At 37.0% G+C, this 21,576-nt stretch carries 22 protein-coding genes and 1 pseudogene; 7 read left to right on the top strand and 16 right to left on the bottom strand.

Annotated elements, in window-relative coordinates; genetic code table 11:
- Positions 1–40: 40 nt before the first annotated feature.
- The 10 genes and pseudogenes from Ana3638_RS13735 to Ana3638_RS13695 all read right to left on the bottom strand — a co-directional run bounded on the left by Ana3638_RS13735 (position 41) and on the right by Ana3638_RS13695 (position 7,903).
- Positions 41–670, bottom strand: coding sequence for a hypothetical protein (locus Ana3638_RS13735; RefSeq protein ID WP_161838532.1), 630 nt, complete (start codon positions 668–670; stop codon positions 41–43).
- Between the two features lie 154 nt (positions 671–824).
- The gene (locus Ana3638_RS13730) at positions 825–1,187 is read right to left on the bottom strand and encodes a cupin domain-containing protein (RefSeq protein ID WP_161838531.1); all 363 of its coding nucleotides are present in this window, start codon (positions 1,185–1,187) and stop codon (positions 825–827) included.
- 235 nt (positions 1,188–1,422) lie between these two features.
- A complete protein-coding gene (locus Ana3638_RS13725; RefSeq protein ID WP_161838530.1) occupies positions 1,423–2,673 on the bottom strand; it encodes a glycerate kinase type-2 family protein in 1,251 nt (416 codons plus the stop codon).
- A gap of 20 nt (positions 2,674–2,693) precedes the next feature.
- Entirely contained in the window at positions 2,694–2,936 is a 243-nt protein-coding gene (locus tag Ana3638_RS13720) for an NAD-binding protein (protein ID WP_161838529.1), read from the bottom strand.
- 8 nt (positions 2,937–2,944) lie between these two features.
- Positions 2,945–3,904, bottom strand: a complete 960-nt coding sequence (locus Ana3638_RS13715; RefSeq protein ID WP_161838528.1) for a D-2-hydroxyacid dehydrogenase — start codon at positions 3,902–3,904, stop codon at positions 2,945–2,947.
- Between the two features lie 148 nt (positions 3,905–4,052).
- Positions 4,053–4,184: pseudogene (locus Ana3638_RS27070) on the bottom strand (glycosyl hydrolase 2 galactose-binding domain-containing protein); the annotation flags it as partial.
- 145 nt (positions 4,185–4,329) lie between these two features.
- Positions 4,330–4,575 (bottom strand): GntR family transcriptional regulator, encoded by a 246-nt coding sequence (locus tag Ana3638_RS13710; RefSeq protein ID WP_161838527.1) that lies wholly within the window; start codon positions 4,573–4,575, stop codon positions 4,330–4,332.
- A 27-nt stretch (positions 4,576–4,602) separates the two neighbouring features.
- Positions 4,603–5,628: a LacI family DNA-binding transcriptional regulator gene (locus Ana3638_RS13705; protein WP_161838526.1), complete on the bottom strand. Its 1,026-nt coding sequence runs from the start codon at positions 5,626–5,628 to the stop codon at positions 4,603–4,605.
- A gap of 338 nt (positions 5,629–5,966) precedes the next feature.
- Positions 5,967–6,839 carry an N-carbamoylputrescine amidase gene (gene aguB, locus Ana3638_RS13700; protein ID WP_161838525.1) on the bottom strand — a complete coding sequence of 291 codons (873 nt, stop codon included), beginning with the start codon at positions 6,837–6,839 and terminating at the stop codon, positions 5,967–5,969.
- 32 nt (positions 6,840–6,871) lie between these two features.
- Complete coding sequence (locus Ana3638_RS13695; protein WP_161838524.1) at positions 6,872–7,903, bottom strand: agmatine deiminase family protein; 1,032 nt, start codon at positions 7,901–7,903, stop codon at positions 6,872–6,874.
- Positions 7,904–8,167: 264 nt separating this feature from the next.
- On the opposite strand from Ana3638_RS13695, the gene Ana3638_RS13690 reads away from it, so the two are divergent.
- From Ana3638_RS13690 to Ana3638_RS13680, 4 genes are read left to right on the top strand one after another with little or no spacing between them, the layout of a single operon-like run.
- The gene (locus Ana3638_RS13690; protein WP_161838523.1) at positions 8,168–9,049 is read left to right on the top strand and encodes a 5'-methylthioadenosine/S-adenosylhomocysteine nucleosidase family protein; all 882 of its coding nucleotides are present in this window, start codon (positions 8,168–8,170) and stop codon (positions 9,047–9,049) included.
- A complete protein-coding gene (locus Ana3638_RS13685) occupies positions 9,021–9,746 on the top strand; it encodes a spore photoproduct lyase family protein (protein ID WP_330587568.1) in 726 nt (241 codons plus the stop codon). The genes Ana3638_RS13690 and Ana3638_RS13685 overlap by 29 nt, the downstream gene beginning before the upstream one ends.
- 35 nt (positions 9,747–9,781) lie before the next feature.
- Positions 9,782–10,045, top strand: coding sequence for a hypothetical protein (locus Ana3638_RS26260; RefSeq protein ID WP_330587567.1), 264 nt, complete (start codon positions 9,782–9,784; stop codon positions 10,043–10,045).
- On the top strand, positions 10,045–10,737 hold the full coding sequence (locus Ana3638_RS13680; RefSeq protein ID WP_161838522.1) for an SDR family NAD(P)-dependent oxidoreductase: 693 nt from the start codon (positions 10,045–10,047) through the stop codon (positions 10,735–10,737). The genes Ana3638_RS26260 and Ana3638_RS13680 overlap by 1 nt, the downstream gene beginning before the upstream one ends.
- A 59-nt stretch (positions 10,738–10,796) precedes the next feature.
- Here the strand turns inward: Ana3638_RS13680 and Ana3638_RS13675 are convergent, their stop codons facing one another.
- Positions 10,797–11,723: a DUF362 domain-containing protein gene (locus Ana3638_RS13675; protein ID WP_161838521.1), complete on the bottom strand. Its 927-nt coding sequence runs from the start codon at positions 11,721–11,723 to the stop codon at positions 10,797–10,799.
- A gap of 1,075 nt (positions 11,724–12,798) precedes the next feature.
- Here Ana3638_RS13675 and Ana3638_RS13670 point away from each other — a divergent pair.
- Positions 12,799–13,326 carry a cysteine hydrolase family protein gene (locus Ana3638_RS13670; RefSeq protein ID WP_161838520.1) on the top strand — a complete coding sequence of 176 codons (528 nt, stop codon included), beginning with the start codon at positions 12,799–12,801 and terminating at the stop codon, positions 13,324–13,326.
- 138 nt (positions 13,327–13,464) lie between these two features.
- Positions 13,465–13,944: a flavodoxin gene (locus Ana3638_RS13665; RefSeq protein WP_330587566.1), complete on the top strand. Its 480-nt coding sequence runs from the start codon at positions 13,465–13,467 to the stop codon at positions 13,942–13,944.
- A gap of 146 nt (positions 13,945–14,090) precedes the next feature.
- Here the strand turns inward: Ana3638_RS13665 and Ana3638_RS13660 are convergent, their stop codons facing one another.
- The 5 genes from Ana3638_RS13660 to Ana3638_RS13640 all read right to left on the bottom strand — a co-directional run bounded on the left by Ana3638_RS13660 (position 14,091) and on the right by Ana3638_RS13640 (position 20,543).
- Positions 14,091–15,986 carry an ABC transporter ATP-binding protein gene (locus tag Ana3638_RS13660; RefSeq protein WP_161838519.1) on the bottom strand — a complete coding sequence of 632 codons (1,896 nt, stop codon included), beginning with the start codon at positions 15,984–15,986 and terminating at the stop codon, positions 14,091–14,093.
- A gap of 1 nt (position 15,987) precedes the next feature.
- Positions 15,988–17,718 (bottom strand): ABC transporter ATP-binding protein, encoded by a 1,731-nt coding sequence (locus Ana3638_RS13655; RefSeq protein ID WP_161838518.1) that lies wholly within the window; start codon positions 17,716–17,718, stop codon positions 15,988–15,990.
- Between the two features lie 50 nt (positions 17,719–17,768).
- On the bottom strand, positions 17,769–18,224 hold the full coding sequence (locus Ana3638_RS13650) for a MarR family winged helix-turn-helix transcriptional regulator (protein ID WP_161838517.1): 456 nt from the start codon (positions 18,222–18,224) through the stop codon (positions 17,769–17,771).
- Positions 18,225–18,637: 413 nt separating this feature from the next.
- Positions 18,638–19,354, bottom strand: a complete 717-nt coding sequence (locus tag Ana3638_RS13645) for a sugar phosphate isomerase/epimerase family protein (RefSeq protein WP_161838516.1) — start codon at positions 19,352–19,354, stop codon at positions 18,638–18,640.
- Between the two features lie 112 nt (positions 19,355–19,466).
- The gene (locus Ana3638_RS13640) at positions 19,467–20,543 is read right to left on the bottom strand and encodes a Gfo/Idh/MocA family protein (protein ID WP_161838515.1); all 1,077 of its coding nucleotides are present in this window, start codon (positions 20,541–20,543) and stop codon (positions 19,467–19,469) included.
- Between the two features lie 121 nt (positions 20,544–20,664).
- Between Ana3638_RS13640 and Ana3638_RS13635 the strand changes: the two genes are divergently transcribed.
- Entirely contained in the window at positions 20,665–21,471 is an 807-nt protein-coding gene (locus Ana3638_RS13635; RefSeq protein WP_161838514.1) for an AraC family transcriptional regulator, read from the top strand.
- Positions 21,472–21,576 lie beyond the last annotated feature (105 nt).

Raw genomic sequence — 21,576 nt, 5'->3', positions numbered from 1 at the left:
AAGCTCCTCCCTTTTTTACCAAACATATCCACATTAACAGTTATTTTATAAAAATTAATCCACCATGCATGCGGGTAGTTAAATACCATTTCAGTAAATCAAACTGGATTGCCCTTCCCTCGTCCGATGCGGTTGCAATCAAACTGCCTTCTTTAATTTCCGCACTGGTAATTGTTATCCAATGCCAGGCTTGAAGACTGGTTTCCTCACCCCTTGACAGATTCAAAAATGCCAGTGGGCAGTCTGCTGTAAGTCCCCGGCATACGAATTCGGTTAATTTCTCAGCATTTCTTTTCTTGGTAAAACAATTCTCTACCGAAAATACTTCGGTTTCTATTAAAACGCCCCTATCCTTAGCAAATTGGGTTATACCGCTGACAAATTTGTCTACATGATTGACACCCATGGCGCCGGGAGTTACATATTTAAAAAGTTCATTCATATGTTTTAGAAACTCTTTTTTTTCCAAGCTATTTGGTATAAACAGTTCCTTATATTTCTCCCTGGTCTGGGCAAGATAAGCGGTTATATTAGAAGCACAGGTTGGACCGCACCCGGCTTCCCTATTCCATGTTTTTGTATACCAAACCTGATTTGCACCAAAATACGTTTTATGTTCCAAACTGTCTGTAATATTTAACAATTCTGGTTTATTGATAGAAACAATCATATACCAACCTTCTTTCTATCCGGATTTGCAGAAACTTAGTATAATAGCTTATCCGGCTGCTTAACAATAAATCTAATATAATATTTATGTTCCTCAATTATATGCGGTATTATTATTGAATGCAACTAAAAATTTCAGGCAATTTAATGAATAGTTAAATTGCAACCTCAAATACTAATACTCTCATATCGGAATCTCCGGTGTTTACTAATCCGTGGGTTCCATATGGTTTGTTACGGATTACAGATCCGCTTTTCACTTCAAACGAATTTCCGTCCAAATGCATAATACCCTTTCCCTCTAAAACCACATAGATTTCTTCATCATTTTCATGCTTATGATCACCGATTGTTGTACCCGGTGGCAGAATTGTATAATTCATAAACCGAAGTCCTGATTTAAATTCTTCACCAGAAAATAACTCTTTGTGTTTTAAAACACCGACTCCATTATGGCAATTGTTCAAGTCTTCAAGCTCTACTTCATAAAAATTTTTAATCTGTACCTCGTTCTCCATTTATAACCTCCAATATTTAAAAATCGGCTTTATGATACATTATTTATGGTAGCTTTAGCGATATGCAACACCTTGATATATAATATTGCTAAACTGCTTCATTACTTATTTTCACTAACTTTCTTTACCTTCTTGTAAAAAAACAGCTTAGCTTTTACTAAACTGTTTTTCGTTCTTATATTTATATTCTATATATTATTCCGTTAATTTACTTATTAAATCAATTTAATATAAATTATCTGCATAAAACAACCATTACATCATTTACATTGGTACCTGTTGCACCTGTCATAATCAAGCCGTCCACAGCCTTTAATCCATGATAAGAATCGTTATTATTCAGTATTTCTTCGAGATCCATACCAAGCTGTTTTAATTTATCCAGAGTTTCTCCATCCACCATACCTCCGGCAGCATTCGTTGGGCCGTCAGTACCATCGGAACCCAGGGAAAAGATAAGGGTATCTTGCATTCCTTCAATTCCTGCTGCAGCAGTTAATGCTAACTCCTGATTTCTTCCTCCTAAACCGGTACCCTGAATTTTAACGGTAGTTTCACCTCCTACGATAAGAGCACAAGGTGCTTTCAGCCCGTAAAGGTTTCCATTACGGATTTCCCTGGCCATAGAGGATAAAAATTTACCTGCTTCCTTCGCTTCACACTCTAAGGTTGATGATAAAACATAGGGAGTATATCCAAGTTTTTTTGCATTTTCAGCTGCGGCTTTACACAATTCACTGACACTTCCGGTAATTACGGTTTCTACATTGCTTAGTTCTTTGGGAGTTTCATTGTTTAAAGCGTTCAATATGGCTTCATTAAATTGCAGATTATATTTTTTAATAATATTTTTTACATCCATAACTGTAGAACTGTCCGGATAAGCCGGTCCGGAAGCGATGGAATCTAAACGGTCACCGATTACATCGGATAAAACAATAGAATAAACTTTAGCTGGAGCACAAAGAGACGCAAATTTACCTCCTTTTACATCGGACAGATGTTTCCGGATGGTATTCATTTCGACAATGTTTGCACCGCTCTTAAGTAAATCCCCGGTAACTTTCTTAATATCCTCTAAACTAAGACCTTCCGCCGGTTTTTCAAATAATGCGGAACCGCCGCCGGAAACTAAAAATATTACCTGGTCCTCATTTGTTAATCCCTTAACGGCTTCAATCGCGCGAACCGTACCAAGAACTGAATTTTCGTCCGGTACCGGATGTCCTGCCTCAATAATTTCAAACCCTTCCATATCTCCCTGAGAGTGTTGATATTTCGTTACTATGACACCTTTTTTAATGGATGAACCAAGTATATTCTTTGCAGCTTTCGCCATAGTCCAGGCAGCCTTACCTATGGATATTACTATGATATTCCCTGAAAATGATTTATTTGCAAGTGCTTTTTCCACTGCTGTCTGAGGAAGTACATTTTTAATGGATTCCTCAATTATTATTTGTGCCTCGTTTTGTATCTGACTCATGTTTATTCCTCCGTTGTAATTTAATCTCCGATAACGGCTCCGGAAATCTTAGCATAATATTTTGCTAAAGCACTATGATCATCGCCACCGCAATTATCAGCATGCAGTGTTTGGAACCTCTCCATTACCTGCGCGGTAAGAGGAAGAGGTGCTCCGACTTCATGAGCGGTATCTAATGCATTATTTAAATCTTTTATTTGTAAATTAATTTTAAACCCAGGTTTAAAATTATTTTCCATCATCATAGGAACAATATGTGGCATTCCTTTAATTATTTATTTACGATATTAATAGGATCACCCTTAAGGAAATCTTTCAGATTCTTCACAGCAATCTCCATCAGCCTTTGTCTGGATTCCTTAGGTGCCCAGGCAATATGAGGTGTAATTATAATATTTTTTGCAGAAAGTAAAGGGTTATCCTGTTTTATAGGTTCCGTTGAAACTACATCAACGGCTGCTCCCGCTACTTTCCCGCTGTTTAAAGCATCCCTTAAATCCTCTTCTACGATAAGTGGACCTCTGGAATCATTTATAATCATTACGCCGTCTTTCATCTTCGCTATTGTTTCTTTATCGATAATTCCCTCTGTTTCAGGGAATAAAGGACAATGCAGGGTAATTACGTCGGAATTTGCAAGTAATTCATCCAATTCCGCATATTTACAGGTCTCATTTTCCAGCTCCGGATGTCGATTACGGGAATATGCCAAAACTTTCATACCAAGAGCCTGGGCAATTTTCGCCGTACCTTGTCCGATCCGGCCAAATCCAATGATACCCATAGTTTTCCCTGCCAGTTCGATAAGAGGGTAATTCCAGTAGCAATAGTCTATGCATTTGGCCCAGTCGCCCTTTAAAACACTGTCAGAGTGGGACCCGACATGATGACACAATTCTAATAATAATGCTATGGTAAACTGACTTACTGCAGCGGTACTATAAGCCGGTACATTAGTAACAGGAATTCCTTTTTCCTTTGCTGCTGCAATATCTACCACATTATATCCGGTAGCCAATACACCTATAAACTTAATATCCGGGCAGGCATCTAATATTTCTCTGTTAATAACCGTTTTATTGGTATATATAATTTCAGCATCGCCGATTCTTTCTATTGTTAATTCTTTTGGTGTCCGGTCATAAACGGTCAAATCCCCGAGGGCTCCAAGACTATCCCAGCTTAAATCCCCTGGATTTTCCGTATATCCGTCCAATACGACTATCTTCATTTTCAAACTCCTTTTAAGTAATATATCCGTCCGAGATTATACACATGTTCTAATTATATATTAAACCTATATACTTTATCAATACACTTTAATTACGATATTGAAATGATAAGAAATGAAACCCAAATCTCTTCCTATCCCTTATTAATTATGAGGAAAATTGAAGTAAATTATTGGCAGTACCAATTAAAATATCATTCATATATATGGTACATAAAGTATCAAGTCCATCACAATGCAACAGAACCTTAGGACAATTTAATAACGTGACTGCCGAAAAACTGCATTTAAACTCTTACTCCTGTTCCAATGTCTCAATCATAAATCGATATATACTTTGGATAAGGGATTGCCTCTTGCTTTAACTAAAATATAATGGAATTTTATATCATTTATTGAAAACGCTTTCTATACTTCCGTATTAATCATGATAGATTGTTTTTCAGTTCTCCATATCTCTCTAATCTCTTTTGTACATTTTTTAATTCTTTTAGCTGTTCCTCTAAGATAGGATTATGTGACACAAGACCTACTGACTGCAATATATGAAATACCTCCCTTACCGGCATACGGCTTATATTTAACTGTTTACTTAATTCTACTTTCTTGATCTTATCTCCTGATTTTAAAGTCCGGTTCATAATATCATCCCGTATTTTTTGTGCTACCATTACTGCTATGGATTCCTGCACAACAAACTAATTCGTTATTTTTCGGGTTGTCTGCCTGATTACCAACGAGGTGGGAATTCGAATTACCTCAGGTTTATATTCAACCTCTCCGGTGATGATAGCACTTAAGATTCCGGCTGCTTCTTTGCCGATTGACTCTCTATCCTGATGAACCGTTGTAATTGCCGGTGCTACATATTCACATAATGGCAAGTCATCAAAACCGACCAATGATATATCCTCCGGTATTTTAAATCCCTGGTTGGTTAAAACCGATACTGCTGCGGCTACATATTCATCATAGGAGGCATAGATAGCCGTAGGCATGTCATCCCAGCATTGGCTTAATAATTGCCGAATTGCCTGTTCACCCGATTCTTTTGTAAATTTTTTTGCTTCTACAAAATAGGAATCCTTTCGTTCCAAACCTTTTTTTGTCATAAACTCAACATAGGCTTCATGCCGTTCCCTGGCAGCTACACTGCCCTCTAAATCTGAAGCGATATGTGCAATTTTCCTGTGTCCCAACAGGTATAAATGCTCCAGAGCCTGCAATGTTCCCAGTCGGTTATCAGATATTACGGTATATACACCCGGATATATGGTTTCAACCGATACCTTAGGCAGCTCCGATTCCAATACACTTTGCAGCGAATCATTGAACTTAACACTGCCTGCAAGTATTACACCGTCAACTCCTCTTGCATTGCATTTATCAAGAAGAGATAGTTTATCCGAACAGGCGGAATTATTTAGAAATATCGTATCATACCCGTATTTACCTATATTAACCTGAAAGCTTTGCAATATTTTATTAAAATGGGGGTGTACGATACCTAAACCTTTTTCTTCCGAATACAATACGCCGATAAGCCAGGACCTTTGAGTAGCTAAAGTCCTGGCATATTGATTTGGTGTATATCCTGTTTCTTCAACAGCTTTTTTTATAGCCTTTTTCGCTTTTTCACTGACACCATAATAATTATTTAAAGCTTTCGATATGGTAGAAATGGAATAGCCGGTCATTTTTGCTATATCATATATAGTTAACATGTTTTCCTCTTTTTAATATTTGATAAAAAATTATTTAATTGGTAAATTACATATTTTTCTTTAGAAAACGCTTTAATATTTTAGTATTATATTATATTTATTCTTTATAAGTCAATCCTATTTCATAAAATTAAGAGGCTGCTGCCAATTCTGCAGATTACTTAACTTGCCCCAATATCATTGAAAAATTCTTCTGCAAGTTTATATCCAGGAATTAAGCAACACCCTCATTTTGAAAGATAATATTTAATAAGTTTACATTACCTAAATAACGTTATATTACCTAAGAATCAAAATTTATTACTTTGGATTATAATTCCAAGTAAAAAATTTATTAGCTAACGCACCTCTCCGTCATACGTTAATATTACCTTGTATAAATCAGGTCTGCGGTCTCTGAAGATACCCCATTCCGTTCTTTGAAATGCTATGGTATCCAAATCAAATTCAGCCACCAGTATGGATTCCTCCGTCCTGTCTGCCTCAGCGATTTTCTCACCGACAGCATTGGTAATAAAAGAAGATCCGTAAAACTTAATACTGGAATCTCCAATTGTTTCGCTTCCGATCCGGTTTGATGCTACGACCGGCATTAAGTTACAAGCTGCATGTCCAATCATACACCGCTGCCAGTGATCCTTGGAATCAACCTCCGGACTTTCCGGTTCGGATCCGATTGCCGTAGGATAAAATAAGATTTCCGCTCCCATAAGAGCCATACATCTTGCTGCTTCCGGATACCACTGATCCCAGCAGATACCTACCCCGATTTTACCGTATCTGGTATTCCAAACCTTAAAGCCGGTATCACCGGGATTAAAATAATATTTTTCCTCATATCCGGGACCATCGGGAATATGGCTTTTACGATATACCCCCAGAACCTCCCCGTCTGCGTCAATCACAGCAAGAGCATTGTATCTGGCATTATTTTTCTTTTCATAAAAACTGATAGGAAGTACAACTCCCAGTTCTTTTGCTATCTTTTTGAAATGATTGATTGCCTTGTTTTTGGCTACTTCTTTTGCATAATGATAATAATCCGGTATTTCTTTCTGGCAGAAATACATCGTCTCAAATAATTCCTGCAGCAGAATTATCTGTGCACCCTGACTGGCTGCTTTTCGAACCATTTTTTCCGCTTTAGCAATATTTTCATCTATATTATCGGTACAGCTCATCTGTGTGGCTGCAACTTTTACCATTCTCATTAAAATTCCTCCTTTGGGTCAGATTCAACTGATTAACTTTTCCGAATACCAGCCGGCATCTGCTGTGTAATACAATGCACGTTACCGCCTTCCTTAATTAAAGGCATGCCGTCTACTTTTACTATTTTACGGTCCGGAAAAACCTTCTTCAAGATATCATAAGTAAGTTGATCCGTCTCTTTGGCATCATCTCCAAAAACGGGCAGAATGATTCCATTGTTAACCAAATAAAAATTAAGATAACTTAAAGTTAGTCTTATATCCTTATAATAGCGAACCGGAGGCTGGGGTATTTCCATTATATCCAATTTTCTCCCCTTTGCATCTGTTTCATTTTTTAAAATATCCAGGTTTTCCATGGTAATTTCATAATTAGGATCGTTTTTATCCTTGCAGGTTTGAATCAGAACCGTACCGGGTTTAGCAAAACAGGCTATATTATCAACATGCCCATCCGTTTCATCTCCAAACAATCCCTGATTCAACCAAATGACTTTCTCTACATTTAATGCAGATTTTACTTTTTGTTCTATTTCCTTTTGGGATAAATTAGGATTCCTGTTTGGATTAAGAAGGCATTGTCTCGTAGTAAGTAAAGTTCCTTCCCCATCAACATGGATGGATCCGCCTTCCAGTACAATTGGTACATTTAATACCGGTACTTTATAATGATTTAATACCTCCCCTGCTACCTTATCATCCAGATCATAAGGTTTATACTTTTCCCCCCAGGCATTAAACTTCCAGTTAATTCCTTTTAATTCATTCTCCTTATTTATAATAAAAGTAGGCCCATTGTCCCTGCACCAGGCATCATCATGGGGAATCTCCAGAATTTCTGCGTAAGTTTTGCATAATTCCCGAACCTCTTCCCCGTCGTTCTGATTTACAAGAATGGTAACTTTCTCAAATCCCGATATTGCTTTTACTACAGCAGCATAACCTTTACATACTTCTTCATAATTATCTGTCCAGACTAATGATTCCTTAACCGGCCATTCTATTAATGTTCTTTCATGTTTCTCCCATTCTGCGGGCATGAAAAAATTATTTTCTACTGACATATTTACCTCCAAATAAGCCCCTTTCTCTTTGTCCTATCTATTATACCGATATCAGCGACTTCTGACAATCCCTAATCCGATTCTACGGTATATATAAAAATTAAATAGTTTCACAATTGAATAAATTATAACAGACATATGTAAAATGCCGCAACCATTGATATTTAATTGTCAAATCAGGCTGTATATTTCATTTCTTATTGACATCTGTTGATTTCTTTTACATAATTATACTAATATTTAAGTGACAAAGAAGGTACTATCATGTTAATCCTCACTGCTGCGCTTTATTGTGAAGCGCTTCCTTTTATAGAATATTATCAGTTAAAGAAAGATACTTCTTTTATAAAATTCCAGGTTTTCAGGAATGAAGATATCATTCTTTTGATAACGAAAACCGGAGCCATACATGCTGCCATCGCAACGGCTTATTTATGCTCTCTGATCACCACATCTCCGAAAGATATATTCGTTAATATCGGTGTATGCGGTTCTGCTTTAAAAGAAGATACCCCGGGAACCGTATATTTATGTAATAAAATCATGGAATGGGATACGAAACGTTTTTTTTATCCTGATATCCTGTTTACTCATCCCTTTATGGAACGTAGTATTATAACCAGCCCCATCATTGTAAATACAGACAAGTTTCATACTGGCCAATCTGATTCCGATGAAATTGTTATTTGTGAATCTGTTATCAAACAGTCCGCTCTTGTTGATATGGAAGCAGCCGGTTTGTATCAGGCAGCCTCCTATTTTTATCAGCCCCATCAGTTGTTTTTCCTTAAAATAGTATCGGATAACTTAACAAATACGAATATTACTCCGGATAAATTATCTGCACTGGTACAAATAAATGTACCGTTTATAACGGGTTGGACAGCTAATATAAAAAGTGAATTTGATAAAAATGATTCTGCATTTACACCGGAAGAAGAAGATTATCTGGGAAAGCTGAGTAAAGATTTATCTTTGTCCGTATCCATGGAAAACCAGCTTATCCAGCTTTGTAAATATTATAAATTAAAAGAGGGAAACTTAATAGAGCCTATCCGGGAATTCTTTAAGGATATATCTTTACCCTGCAAAACCAAGATAGAAGGGAAGAAGTATTTTGAACAGCTTAGCAAAAAATTTATATAATCCTTATTTTTCCCATATATATATCGAAAAAGATGCCAAAAACCATCCGAAAACAAGGGAGATTCTTGCACAGTTTCCGGGTGCCCAAAACATTGATATAAATCACTATAAAGATGTATTCAACAGGGGACATCAGAATTATGCACTTCAAAAAGTAACTCCCAATCTGATACTCGCAATAAAAAAGCCGCCCTATGTTTATGAAGGGGCTCCAGTCTGTCAGGATTTTGGAAATCAGCACTTTTATTATTCTTCCTCCGTCATGAACTGTTTTTATGACTGCGAATATTGTTATTTGCAAGGGATGTACCCCTCTGCCAATCTCGTTATTTTTGTCAACCTGGAAGATATCTTTCATGAAGCGGAGAACTTATTAAAAAGCTATCCTGTTTATCTGTGTATCTCTTATGATACGGATTTACTGGCATTGGAAAATAGATTGGGCTACGTAAAGGAATGGCATGGATTTGCTGGTTCCCACCCTGACTTAACCATTGAATTACGTACAAAAAGTGCAAATTTTCATGTTTTAAATCATCTTAAACCAATTAATAATTTTATATTAGCCTGGACACTGACACCGGATTCCATACAGAAAACTTATGAACATCATACACCTGCTCTGAATGTACGTTTAGAATGTATTAAGAAAGCTATAACGAAAGGCTATACCGTCCGTTTATGTTTTGACCCCTGATCTATCAAAAGGATTGGAAGTATATATATAAAGAAATGATAACTACTGTTTTTTCAGGGTTACCTGCCGATAAAATAAAAGATATAAGTCTGGGGGTATTCCGGGTTTCTCATGATTATTTGAAACAGATGAGAAAGCAGCGGCCTGATTCAGTTATTATTCAATATCCTTATGAAAATGATAACGGTGTATGCCATTACGGAAAACAGGTGTCCCAGGAGATGATTTCCTATACCTATAATCAGATAAAAGAATTTATTCCCGAAAAAAATATATATGTATGGAAGGAAACACAGTAATGAAAGCAGCAATCGTCACCGGAGCATCCTCCGGAATCGGTCTTGAAATCAGTAAAATCTTAATTAATAATCAATACAGGGTATATGGAATAGGCAGGGATTTTAATGAATGCAATTTACCCTCGGAAGATTTTATTAAAGTTTCCCTAGATCTTACTAAGACATCTGAATTGATAACCAGAATAAAAGAAATAAGAAAATCCGATGAAATTCATATATTAATCAATAATGCAGGTGTCGGTTATTTTGGCCCCCATGAAGAATTAAATCCCGGAAAGATTCATGAAATGGTCACAGTAAATTTGGAGACTCCTCTTGTTTTAACCCAGCTGCTTTTAAGGGACTTAAAGAAATTCAGAGGATATATTATAAACATATCCTCTGTTACGGCTTTTAAATCAAATACCCATGGCTGTGCATACGGTGCAACAAAAGCCGGGCTATCAAGTTTTTCCGACAGTTTGTTCGATGAAGTAAGAAAATATGGTGTAAAAGTAATAACCATTCATCCGGATATGACAAGAACAAATTTTTACCGAAATGCCGGCTTTTGTGAAGGGATTACCGAGGATACCTATGTTAAACCGGAAGAAGTTGCCGATTCGGTAGATTTTATTCTGAACCAAAGGGAGGGTATGGTAATATCCGAAATCACCTTAAAACCTCAAAAACATCAGATTCGGAAACTTTAACTATAGAAACCAATATCGGTTTATACCAAAGCTTTACTAAACTTTTTACCTGCCCATTATCAATTTCCATGGGTCCCTTTTATTTTATCTTTGTCCAGAACAACTTCCTGTCCGTAAGCTGCCATTGAAAATACTTTTTCTGCTTCCTGAAGAGGCATACCTTTCATTATCATATGGCTGGGATCTGTTTCTCCTGTCTGGCTTTTTGAAAGGGAATATAGATATTGTACTCCCTGGGGTAAAAAACCTAACAATCGTGCACCGATTGCATCAGCTGCTACAGCATCCGTTGAAGCAATAACAAGACCTTTGGTATCCACTGCTTTTCCATCTGAGGGACCGGTACCGATCATGGCTTTATCAGCGCTGATGATAGCTAAATCAATTGGTATTTTTTTAGCCATGGCAGTAATAAAACCGTGGAGATCTTCATGAATACCCAGGTTCTTCTTAGGGAAACCATGGATTTCAGCAGGCGGCCACCCTAATGCAATATTTTTAACAGAAGCCGTTACCGTAGCTTCTTCATGTTGTTTTAACTGGCTGAAACTGATTAGTACGTCCATTCTTTCAATGAGAGTGTTGATTTTTGTTTTTGTAACTATGGAATGTTCCAGCTCTAATTCGGTATAAGGTCCATAGTTTAAATCAATAAACTGAACCTGTTCTGCTTCAATAATTTTATCATATCCAATGTTTTTAAATATCGTACCGGTTTCTTTTCCTCCGGAACCAGTGGCTACAATGATTTCTTTCGGATTAAAGCGTTTCACATACTTAATGAGTTCCTGCAGGGTATAAGGACCTACGACGGTACCTGTTTCAGGAGGTTTTTCATTCACCCAGTTCGGGGTAATAACAACTACTTCCCCTCCCCTAATTATATCCTTTACCGGCAGTAAATCCAAAGCTTCTGTCAGGGATTTCTGCTCGGATTCATTTTTTGTAATACTTACAAAAGCCTGTTTTATTTTTCTTTCTCTCATAACTGCTCCTATCAATTACGGCATATAAAGCCACAGTTGCCGATAATCATGTAATTTGTCAAGGATATTAATTACCAGTTATAAGTAAAAGTATACATTTCTAAGTTTTTAGCTTATATATTTGAAGGGATCTATTCCAACCGGATGAAACACGCTTCGCGTGTTTCTCCGGCTCGTGTGGGCGTTCGAATTATTGCAAGCTGGCTTGCTAATTCTCACTTTGCTTTCACGTAATCCGATGAAACACGCTTCGCGTGTTTCTCCGGCTCGTGTGCGTGTTTCGAATTATTGCAAGCAGGCTTGCTAATTCTCACTTTGCTTTCACGTAATCCGATGAAACACGCTTCGCGTGTTTCTCCGGCTCGTGTGCGTGTTTCGAATTATTGCAAGCAGGCTTGCTAATTCTCACTTTGCTTTCACGTAATCCGGATGAAACACGCTTCGCGTGTTTCTCCGGCTCGTGTGGGCGTTCGAATTATTGCAAGCAGGCTTGCTAATTCTCACTTTACTTTCACGTAATCCGATGAAACACGCTTCGCGTGTTTCTCCGGCTCGTGTGGGCGTTCGAATTATTGCAAGCTGGCTTGCTAATTCTCACTTTGCTTTCACGTAAATAATATAAAAAATTCCCTTAATTACCAGGGAATTTTTTATATTTACTATTTTGATTTTTTGTTAGAACCTGAAGAAACAGAAGATTGTGCACCAGATTTTTCTGATCCCTTTTTCTTCGGTGCCTTTTTTGGATTCTTGTCTCCCATAATGTTTCACCACCTTTTTTTCAATTTAGTGATATTAAAATTATTTTATCGCTTATTCCATATATTGTCAAACTATTTTTCCCATTTTGTCCCATTTTCATGTTTGTTTTCTCACCGAATTCAGACATTTTTTTCTTAAATTAATGAAACCATTTACAATTTTTACATGACTTTACTGTTTTTTTTTCGAATAGTATGCTATAATCAGGAATATTGAAACAAACATAAGGTACTTTTGAAACTATATAATTTACAGACTATAACATTGTTTCACAGTTACCTGTTAAAAAATAATCAAAAGGAGTGTAGATATTATGGGAAAAACCGCTTTGTTAGTAATCGATGTTCAGAATGCACTGGTAAAGGAACACCCTTATCAGGAAGATAGTATGATTCATTCATTGGAACAATTAATATCCAGCTGCAGAGATAAAGAAATAGAAGTTATCTATGTTCAGCATAATGGAGAGGAAGAGGAAAATCTTGCCCCCGGAACCGAGGGTTGGCAGATTTATGATAAAATAAAACCAACCGGTACAGAAAGAGTGTTTAACAAAGATTATAACAGTGCATTTAAAGGTACCGGGCTGCAGGATTATCTTGATACGAAAGAATATGCTACGTTAATCATCGCCGGAATGCAGACCGAATATTGTATCGATACTTCTATTAAAGTGGCTTTTGAGAATGGCTTTGATCTGATCATAGCCGAAGATGCCATTTCGACCTTTGACCAGCCCTCAATCTCCGCAAAGGAAATACGTGAATTTTATTTTTATAGAATCTGGAATAACCGTTTTGGAAAGGTATTAGAGAGTAAAGAAATCATAAAAAATTTATAAAGTTAAAAGTACTGGGATATAACCCGGTCTTAAGACCGATAAATACTTAAAACCTTTAACTGACAGTTATTAAAACGATACATACCAAAGTAATGATTTATTATCAACCGGGTAATTCGGATAACGAAAGGATTTTACATGATGAATAATACACTGATAGTATATTATTCTCTTTTCCAAAACACTAAGAGCTTAGCATTAGAAATTGAAAAACAGACCGGTGGTACTATAAGAGAATTAATTCCGGATAAGACTTATTCCTTTGACTATAATACCGCCTCTAAAGAAATAAGAAATGAAATTTCCCGAGGATTTTGCCCTAAGCTAATATCAGGAAATGAGTCAATAGATGATTATCAGACACTATTTATAGGGACGCCTAACTGGTTTAAAACATTAGCCCCTCCGGTGATGAGTTTTCTTAAACAACATGATTTTACAGGCAAAACCGTGATTCCATTCTGTACACATGGAGGCGGCGGATTTTGCCAAATTGAAAATGATATCGCAAAAGAATGTTCAAAATCAATAATACTACCCGGTATTGCTGTAAACGGTGCGGTTACACCGGAAGAGGTCACAAAATGGCTTGCGGCTATTGGGTACGAATTAAAATAAATTCTTATATATTATTAGGCGCAAACTAAGAGGATTTGGCCAGGAATTACACCGGGATTTCTCTTAGTTTGCGCTTAATTCGTTCCTTAATTAGCTTTTAATATACTTATCCGGTCTTTTCGAAAGTGATTTATAGAATTGAAAACTTATGATAATTCAAACATTCCGGTATATAACTGATAATATTTTCCTTTCTGTTCTATTAACTCATTGTGATTTCCCCGTTCAATTATCTCCCCATTCTCTAAAACCATAATAGCATGAGAATTGCGGACTGTGGAAAGTCTATGTGCTATAACAAATACTGTCCTGCCCTCCATCAGGCTATCCATACCTTTTTCAATCAGTGCTTCCGTTCTGGTATCTATGGAAGAAGTTGCCTCATCCAATATCAGTACAGGAGGATCGGCTACGGCAGCCCTTGCAATGGTTATTAGCTGACGCTGGCCTTGGGAAAGATTTGCACCATCTGATGTTAGCATAGTTTGATATCCATGGGGTAAATGTTTTATAAAGGAATGTGCATTAGCCAGTTTGGCGGCGGCGATCACTTCTTCATCACCGGCATTTAAATTACCGTAGCGGATGTTTTCCATAACTGTTCCGGTAAAAAGGTGTGAATCCTGCAAAACCATAGCTAAAGAGGATCTTAAATCATCCTTTTTAATTTTATTAATGTTAATTCCATCATAACGTATTTTACCGTCCGGTACGTCATAAAAACGGTTTATTAAATTCGTTATAGTCGTTTTTCCAGCTCCGGTTGAACCTACAAATGCAATTTTCTGTCCCGGTTTCGCATTCAGACTGATTCCGTTTAAAACGGTTTTGTTCTCTTCGTAACCAAAGACTACATTATCAAAGGTTACATCACCTTTAACCTGTGTATAAGTAACGGTTCCATCGGATTTATGCGGGTGTTTCCAGGCCCAGATTCCTGTATGCTCTTTTGCTTCCGAAATGTTACCGGAAGCATCCATTCTGGCATTTACCAAAGTCACGTATCCGTCATCAACCTCAGGTCTCTCATCGATCATATCGAAGATTCTTTCCGCTCCGGCAAGGGCTGATAATACGGAATTTAACTGCTGGGATATCTGGGTGATCGGCTGTGAAAAACTTCGTGTATACTGTAAAAATGCAACCACAGTACCCAGGGATATGGAACCCATAACTGCAAGCACTCCGCCGAAAACTGCGGTACAGGCATAAAGAATATGGGATAAGTTACCCATGATCGGCATTAAAATATTAGCAAATGTATTGGCATTCGTAGCTGCTTCACATAATTCATCATTTAATTTTTCGAATTGAGCTTTTGAGGTTTCTTCATGGCAAAATACCTTAACAACTTTTTGGCCTTCAAACATTTCTTCTATAAAACCATTGACTTTACCAAGCTTTTTCTGCTGGGCCTTAAAATACATGCCGCTTTTGCCGCCGATTTTTTTAATTACCTTTAACATGATAAATAACATACAGACCACTAAAATCGTAAGCTGCCAGCTGAACACAATCATCATGGTAAAAACGCCGGTCACAGTGATTGCTGAAGATATAAAGTTAGCCACACTGTTACTTAACATTTCTCGAATAGTATCCGTGTCGTTGGTATACCGGCTCATCAAATCCCCATGGGTATGGGTATCAAAATATTTGATTGGAAAGGATTCCATCTTATCAAATAAATCCACCCTTATTTTATATAAGGTTTTTGTAGAAACATTTAACATAATTCTGCTGAAAAGATACGTCGATACGGCACCTAGAAGATATATCAACCCCATTATTAGAAGGGTCTTAATAAAGCCTTTTAACAGGGCACTGTCATAGTTTCTTGCCAGCGGTTCAATATATCTGTCAATAACAGCTTTTAAAAAGGACGTACCGATAATCTGGGCACCCGCACTTAAAAGTATAAAAAATAATACCAATACTAACTGAAATTTATATTCTGCCATGTAATCAAAGATACGTTTTAAGGAACGTCCTACATTCTTAGGTTTATTACCCGGTTTTAGTTCTCTCATCGGTCCCGGCATTTTACTCATCCCCTTTCTGCTGTGACTCATATACTTCCCTGTATATCTTATTGTTTTTCATCAATTCCTCATGGGATGCAAAAGCGTCGATTTTACCATCATCCAGTACCAGAATACGATCTGCATCACATACGGAGGATATTCTTTGAGCAATGATAATTGTCGTTGTATCTGTTAAAGTTTCTTTAAAAGCCCGACGGATTTTACTGTCCGTTGCAGTGTCCACCGCACTGGTGGAATCGTCAAGAATAATGATTTTCGGTTTTTTTAATAAAGCCCTGGCGATACATAATCTTTGTTTTTGTCCGCCGGATACGTTTACGCCGCCCTGTCCCAAGTCCGTCTCTAAACCATCGGGAAAGGACATTATAAAATCATAAGCCTGCGCTGCCTTGCAGGCACTGACTATTTCTACCTCTGTTGCAGCTTCATTACCCCATTTTAAATTTTCCCTTATTGTTCCGGAAAACAGCACATTTTTCTGAAGTACCATGGCAACATCGTTTCTTAAAGTCTCTAATGCATAATCTTTTACATTAATGCCGCCGACTTTGATTTCTCCCTCCAGTACATCATATAATCTGGGGATAAGACTGACCAGCGTGGATTTGGAAGAACCGGTTCCTCCGATAATTCCAATTGTTTCACCGGAATTAATGTGAAAATTAATATCACTTAAGGTTAAATTTTCTTTATCTTTTGCATAACTAAAAGATACATGATTAAATTCGATCGAGCCATCTTCCACCTTATTTTGTAACCCTGTACTATTATCTTTGATATCAATCTCTTCATCCAATACTTCTACAATACGGGTCATGGATGCCCTTGAGATAACAAGCATAATAAAAATCATGGAAATCATCATAAGTGACATTAAAATCTGTGTGATATAATTGATAAAACTCGATATCTGCCCGATTTCGAAGCTGCCTTTCATTACCATATTTCCGCCAAACCATAAAACAGCCAGAATACAGCCATACATACTTATTTGCATAACGGGACCGTTTAAGATGATCAATTTTTCGGCTCTTACCTGAGCTTTCCTTACGGCGTTCGCAGAATTCTGAAATTTGGTTTTTTCATACGCTTCTCTTACAAAAGCCTTAACGACCCGTATTCCAACCAGATTTTCCTGCACATCGGAATTCATTCTGTCGTAAAGCTTCAGCATGGCAACAAATCTGGGATGTGCTTTGGACATAATTATGTAAAGGGCAAATCCTAAAAAAGGAATTGCAATTAAAAATACAATCGATAACTTTGCGTTCATAATAATTGCCATGATAGTGGCCCCGATTAACATGATCGGTGCACGGACCGCCATACGTATCAGCATCATAAATGCATTCTGCGTATTGGTAACATCCGTAGTCAGTCTGGTCACAAGTGAAGGGGTAGAAAATTTATCTACATTTGCAAAAGAAAAATCCTGTACTTTATCAAAAAGTCTCTTTCTCAGGTTCTTGGCAAACCCCATTCCGGCTATTGCTGCAAATTTTCCTCCCACCGCACCGAAGCAAAGGGAAATTAGTGCCATGGTTATCATTAAAATTCCCATTTTAATAATATAAGTGATACCCCCATTTCCCAATATTCCAATATCGATAATTTTTGACATAACAAAAGGAATTAAGATTTCCATCATAACTTCCCCCACCATTACAATCGGTGTAAGTATTGCGTATTTTTTATAGTCACCGATACAGGCAGCTAACTTTTTAACCATAATAACCTCCCTCTGCCGCAATGGCGGCATACAAATCCTGAGCGTCCATTTTACCTGAATAATTCATTAACATTATTAAGGCTCTTTTTCAATAAATTTTTAAACACTTCTTTCTCTTCACCGGTCATATCATTAACGATTACTGATTCAAGATTACAAATAAAATCCTTTAAGGTTTTAGACAGTTCTGCTCCCTTTTCTGTCAGGAGAACTTTCTTTATCCTCGCATCCGATACGTCCCCGAGTCGTTCAATCAGTCCGCTTTTCTCCATATTCTGAAGTATATTGGTTACGGAGGACCGTTTGATTGCAAAGTTCTGCTCGATATCCTTCTGATAAGCAAAAGAGCCCAAACTTTCACTTAAAAACCGTAATATTTTAACCTGTTCAATTGTAATATTATGATTTGATAAATTCTCATCTGCCAGATATTTAATATTTTTAGCAAGCCTTTGGATAAGAATTCCATTATCATCTCTATCCTCCGGTTTTCTATTCTGGTACATTATTCATTCACTCCTTTGTTAGATGTCTAACAATTAATATATACATATATTTTTTATTTGTCAATTATAAGATTATAATTCGGGAAATTGAATCATGAAATGATATATCTAGAATAATTTTTGATATAATTAAGAGAAATGAGTTTTATATTCTCTGTTATACTCTCCTGAATGCAAAGAAATAAACCATTGGAATTAATGCAAGCAATCTTGCTAATTCTCACTTTGCTTTCGTGGAAATAAACGCGGATATAAGCGGGCAGGAAATAGATTGCCGCTTTTATCCGCGCTGCTAAGTATAAATTCCAAAAAATATAATTGCATAATCAAAATGAAAATAATATAATTATGCAACAGATCTTTGGTTTAAATTACGATTACCTAACCAGATAAGCAGGCCTTACCAAAAACAATCAGCCTTTTAAATAACGGATACTTCTGCCTACATCGGAAAGTCCGTCCGGTGTTGGTTTATCATTTTCTACGATAAGCCATTCCATACCGATTCTTGCCGACATTTCCCTGATTCCTTTTATATTGTTGAAACCTTCTCCGATTGCGCAAGGCACTCCTTCAAAGCTTCCGTCCTTTAAATGTATCAATGAAATTACATCCTTATTGTCACGAATAAAAGAACAAGGCTCTACTCCTGCATTAAATACCCAAAAAGTATCTAATTCCAAATTACAGCTATCTCCTATTAAAGCCAAGGGCAAACTGCCGTCATCCAATATTTTAAATTCGTGGGAATGATTGTGGTATAATAATTCCATACCATTGTCAGCAACTGTTTTCTTTGCGGCACTCATTACTTTTACCACATGATCCACTTCTTCTTTATTACCGGTTGGCGCAAATGCACAAACCATATATTTGCAACCTAATGTTTTATTATACTGTACCAGTTCATCCAATTTAAATTCCAGGTCATTTAAACCATGATGGCTTGAAATAGCTTCTAAACCTATTTCGTCCAGAAAAGCTTTCAAATCATTTGCATCCATTCCTGCATAACCGGCGAATTCGACGCCATCATATCCTAATTCCTTAACCTTTTTGATATTTGCCTTAAATTCATCGGCATTCTGATACGTATCTCTTATGGTATACAACTGTAATCCTATCTTCATAATATCCTCCCTCTGCCACTACAGCGGCACACAATATTAAGGCCAATACCTTTCATCTGCTGGCTGTTTCATCCAGTGATAAATCACCAAGCAAAACCGTTAACGCCTAATTCTAATCAAAGTATACCGGTTTTCCTGTTTTAGCTGATTCATAAATAGCTTCCAGGATTCTGGTTACAACAGCTGCCTGTTCCGGTAATACGGTTAATTCACCTTTGCCCAGGATGGCATTGGCAAATACAGTTTGTTCTATTACCTGAGGGGAAGCATCTTGACCTTCATAAAAAGCAACTCCGCCGGCTTCCAAATTCGGTTTTGTCACAAATTGTTTGTCATGTTTTACACCATTAATACGAAGACCGTCCTGCATATCGGCACCGGCTTTGGTACCGCATAATACGGTTTTTGCTTCCATTACATCTAATGTATTTAAAGCCCAGCTGGACTCTAAAGTAATGGTTGCACCATTTTCCATAACAATGAAACCAAACGCACTGTCTTCTACACTAAATTCTTCCGGTTTCCAAGGCCCAAAAGCATTTCCCTGGTCAGTATCCTGATTCAGCTTGTGATAAGTTGTACCCACTGCATATTTAGGTTTATAGTTGTTCATTGTCCAGAGCGTTAAGTCCAGTGCATGAGTTCCGATATCAATTAACGGTCCTCCGCCCTGTTCATATTCATTTAAGAAAACTCCCCAGGTAGGAACGGCGCGGCGGCGGATTGCTTTTGCCTTGGCATAATAGATATCACCTAATACACCCTCTTCACATTCCTTTTTCAAATACTGGCTGTCACTGCGGTAACGGTTCTGATAACCGATCGTAAGAATTTTACCTGTTTCCTTAGCGGCATCTACCATGGTGCAGGCTTCTTTATAATTAATTGCCATCGGTTTTTCACACAAAACATGCTTATCCCCATAAAGCGCATCAACTGTTATAGCCGCATGGGAACGGTTTGGAGTACAGACATAAACTGCGTCCAGATCTTCTTTTAGTAATTCTTTGTAATTCGTAAAAACTTTCGCATCTTCTGTTCCGAATTCTTTGGAAGCTTTCACTGCTTTTTCTTCAATTATGTCACAAAATGCTACCATATCAGCATAACCGGCACTTTTAATTGCCGGCATATGTTTACCGTTGGCAATTCCGCCGCATCCTATAATACCTACTTTTAACTTCTCCATTGTTTCCTCCATACTTTGCAATTGTAATTTTATGATATTATGATTATAATAATTTTATAAAAATATGTCATGTCACTTAATGGTATTTCAGTGTCAAAAAATGCTGCAAATTGGAGGACTTATGAAAAATAATTTTTCTTATGAATATATCCGGGACAATTTCAACCAGATCGCATGCTGGAGTGTGGACAATAATCATTACTGGCCCCATTTCCATAGCAGTATTGAAATCATTTACGTAACCGCAGGGGAATTAAAAGTCACACTGAACGGTCAGGTTTATCTGGTAAGGCAAAGTAACTTTTTAATTATACCAAGCTATTATATTCATAGTTATGCAACCGACATCTTTTCTAGTGCTTACATATGCATTATACCGCTGGATTCCATTCCTTCCTATAAATCAACGTTTTCTAAAAAAACGTTTGCTTCCCTGTTGGTTGAAAAGCCGCCTTTTGAAGAAGAATTAAAACATTGTCTGGATTCATTATGTAATATACCAAAAAACATCATACATTCCGCTTTGGAAAACATACTGAAGGGTTATATTTATGTGTTTTTAGGGCTTTTAATCAATCATGTTGGGCTTGTTGATATAACAGATACGAAAATGATCTCCCTGGCCCAGGAAATTTTAATCTATCTGCAGGATAACTACTTAAAACCATTGAAATTAGAAGAAATATCAGAGCATTTTGGTTATAGCCGAAGCCGTTTTTCTCATATTTTCAATGAATTTTTTGACTGCAAATTAGTGGAATACATCAACGGCTTAAGATGCCGCCACGCCTTAGAGTTACTTCGCGAGAAAAATACTACCATTACCGATATTGCACTGGCTTCCGGATTTGACAGTACCCGTACCTTTTACCGTGCTTTTCAGAAATGTTTTGGCTGTACTCCCAACGAATCTTTAACAAAATTGTAGTGCTTTCTTACCAGGTTGCCTAAATAGTTACATAAATAATACGATTTCCTTAAATTTAGTTAATAAACTCCTATGAGAAAATCTATATGTTATAATGGATAATGC

This window comes from Anaerocolumna sedimenticola (genome assembly GCF_009931695.1).
GTDB classification, from domain to species: Bacteria; Bacillota; Clostridia; order Lachnospirales; family Lachnospiraceae; genus Anaerocolumna; species Anaerocolumna sedimenticola.
This window is presented reverse-complemented; position numbering and strand designations above follow the sequence as displayed.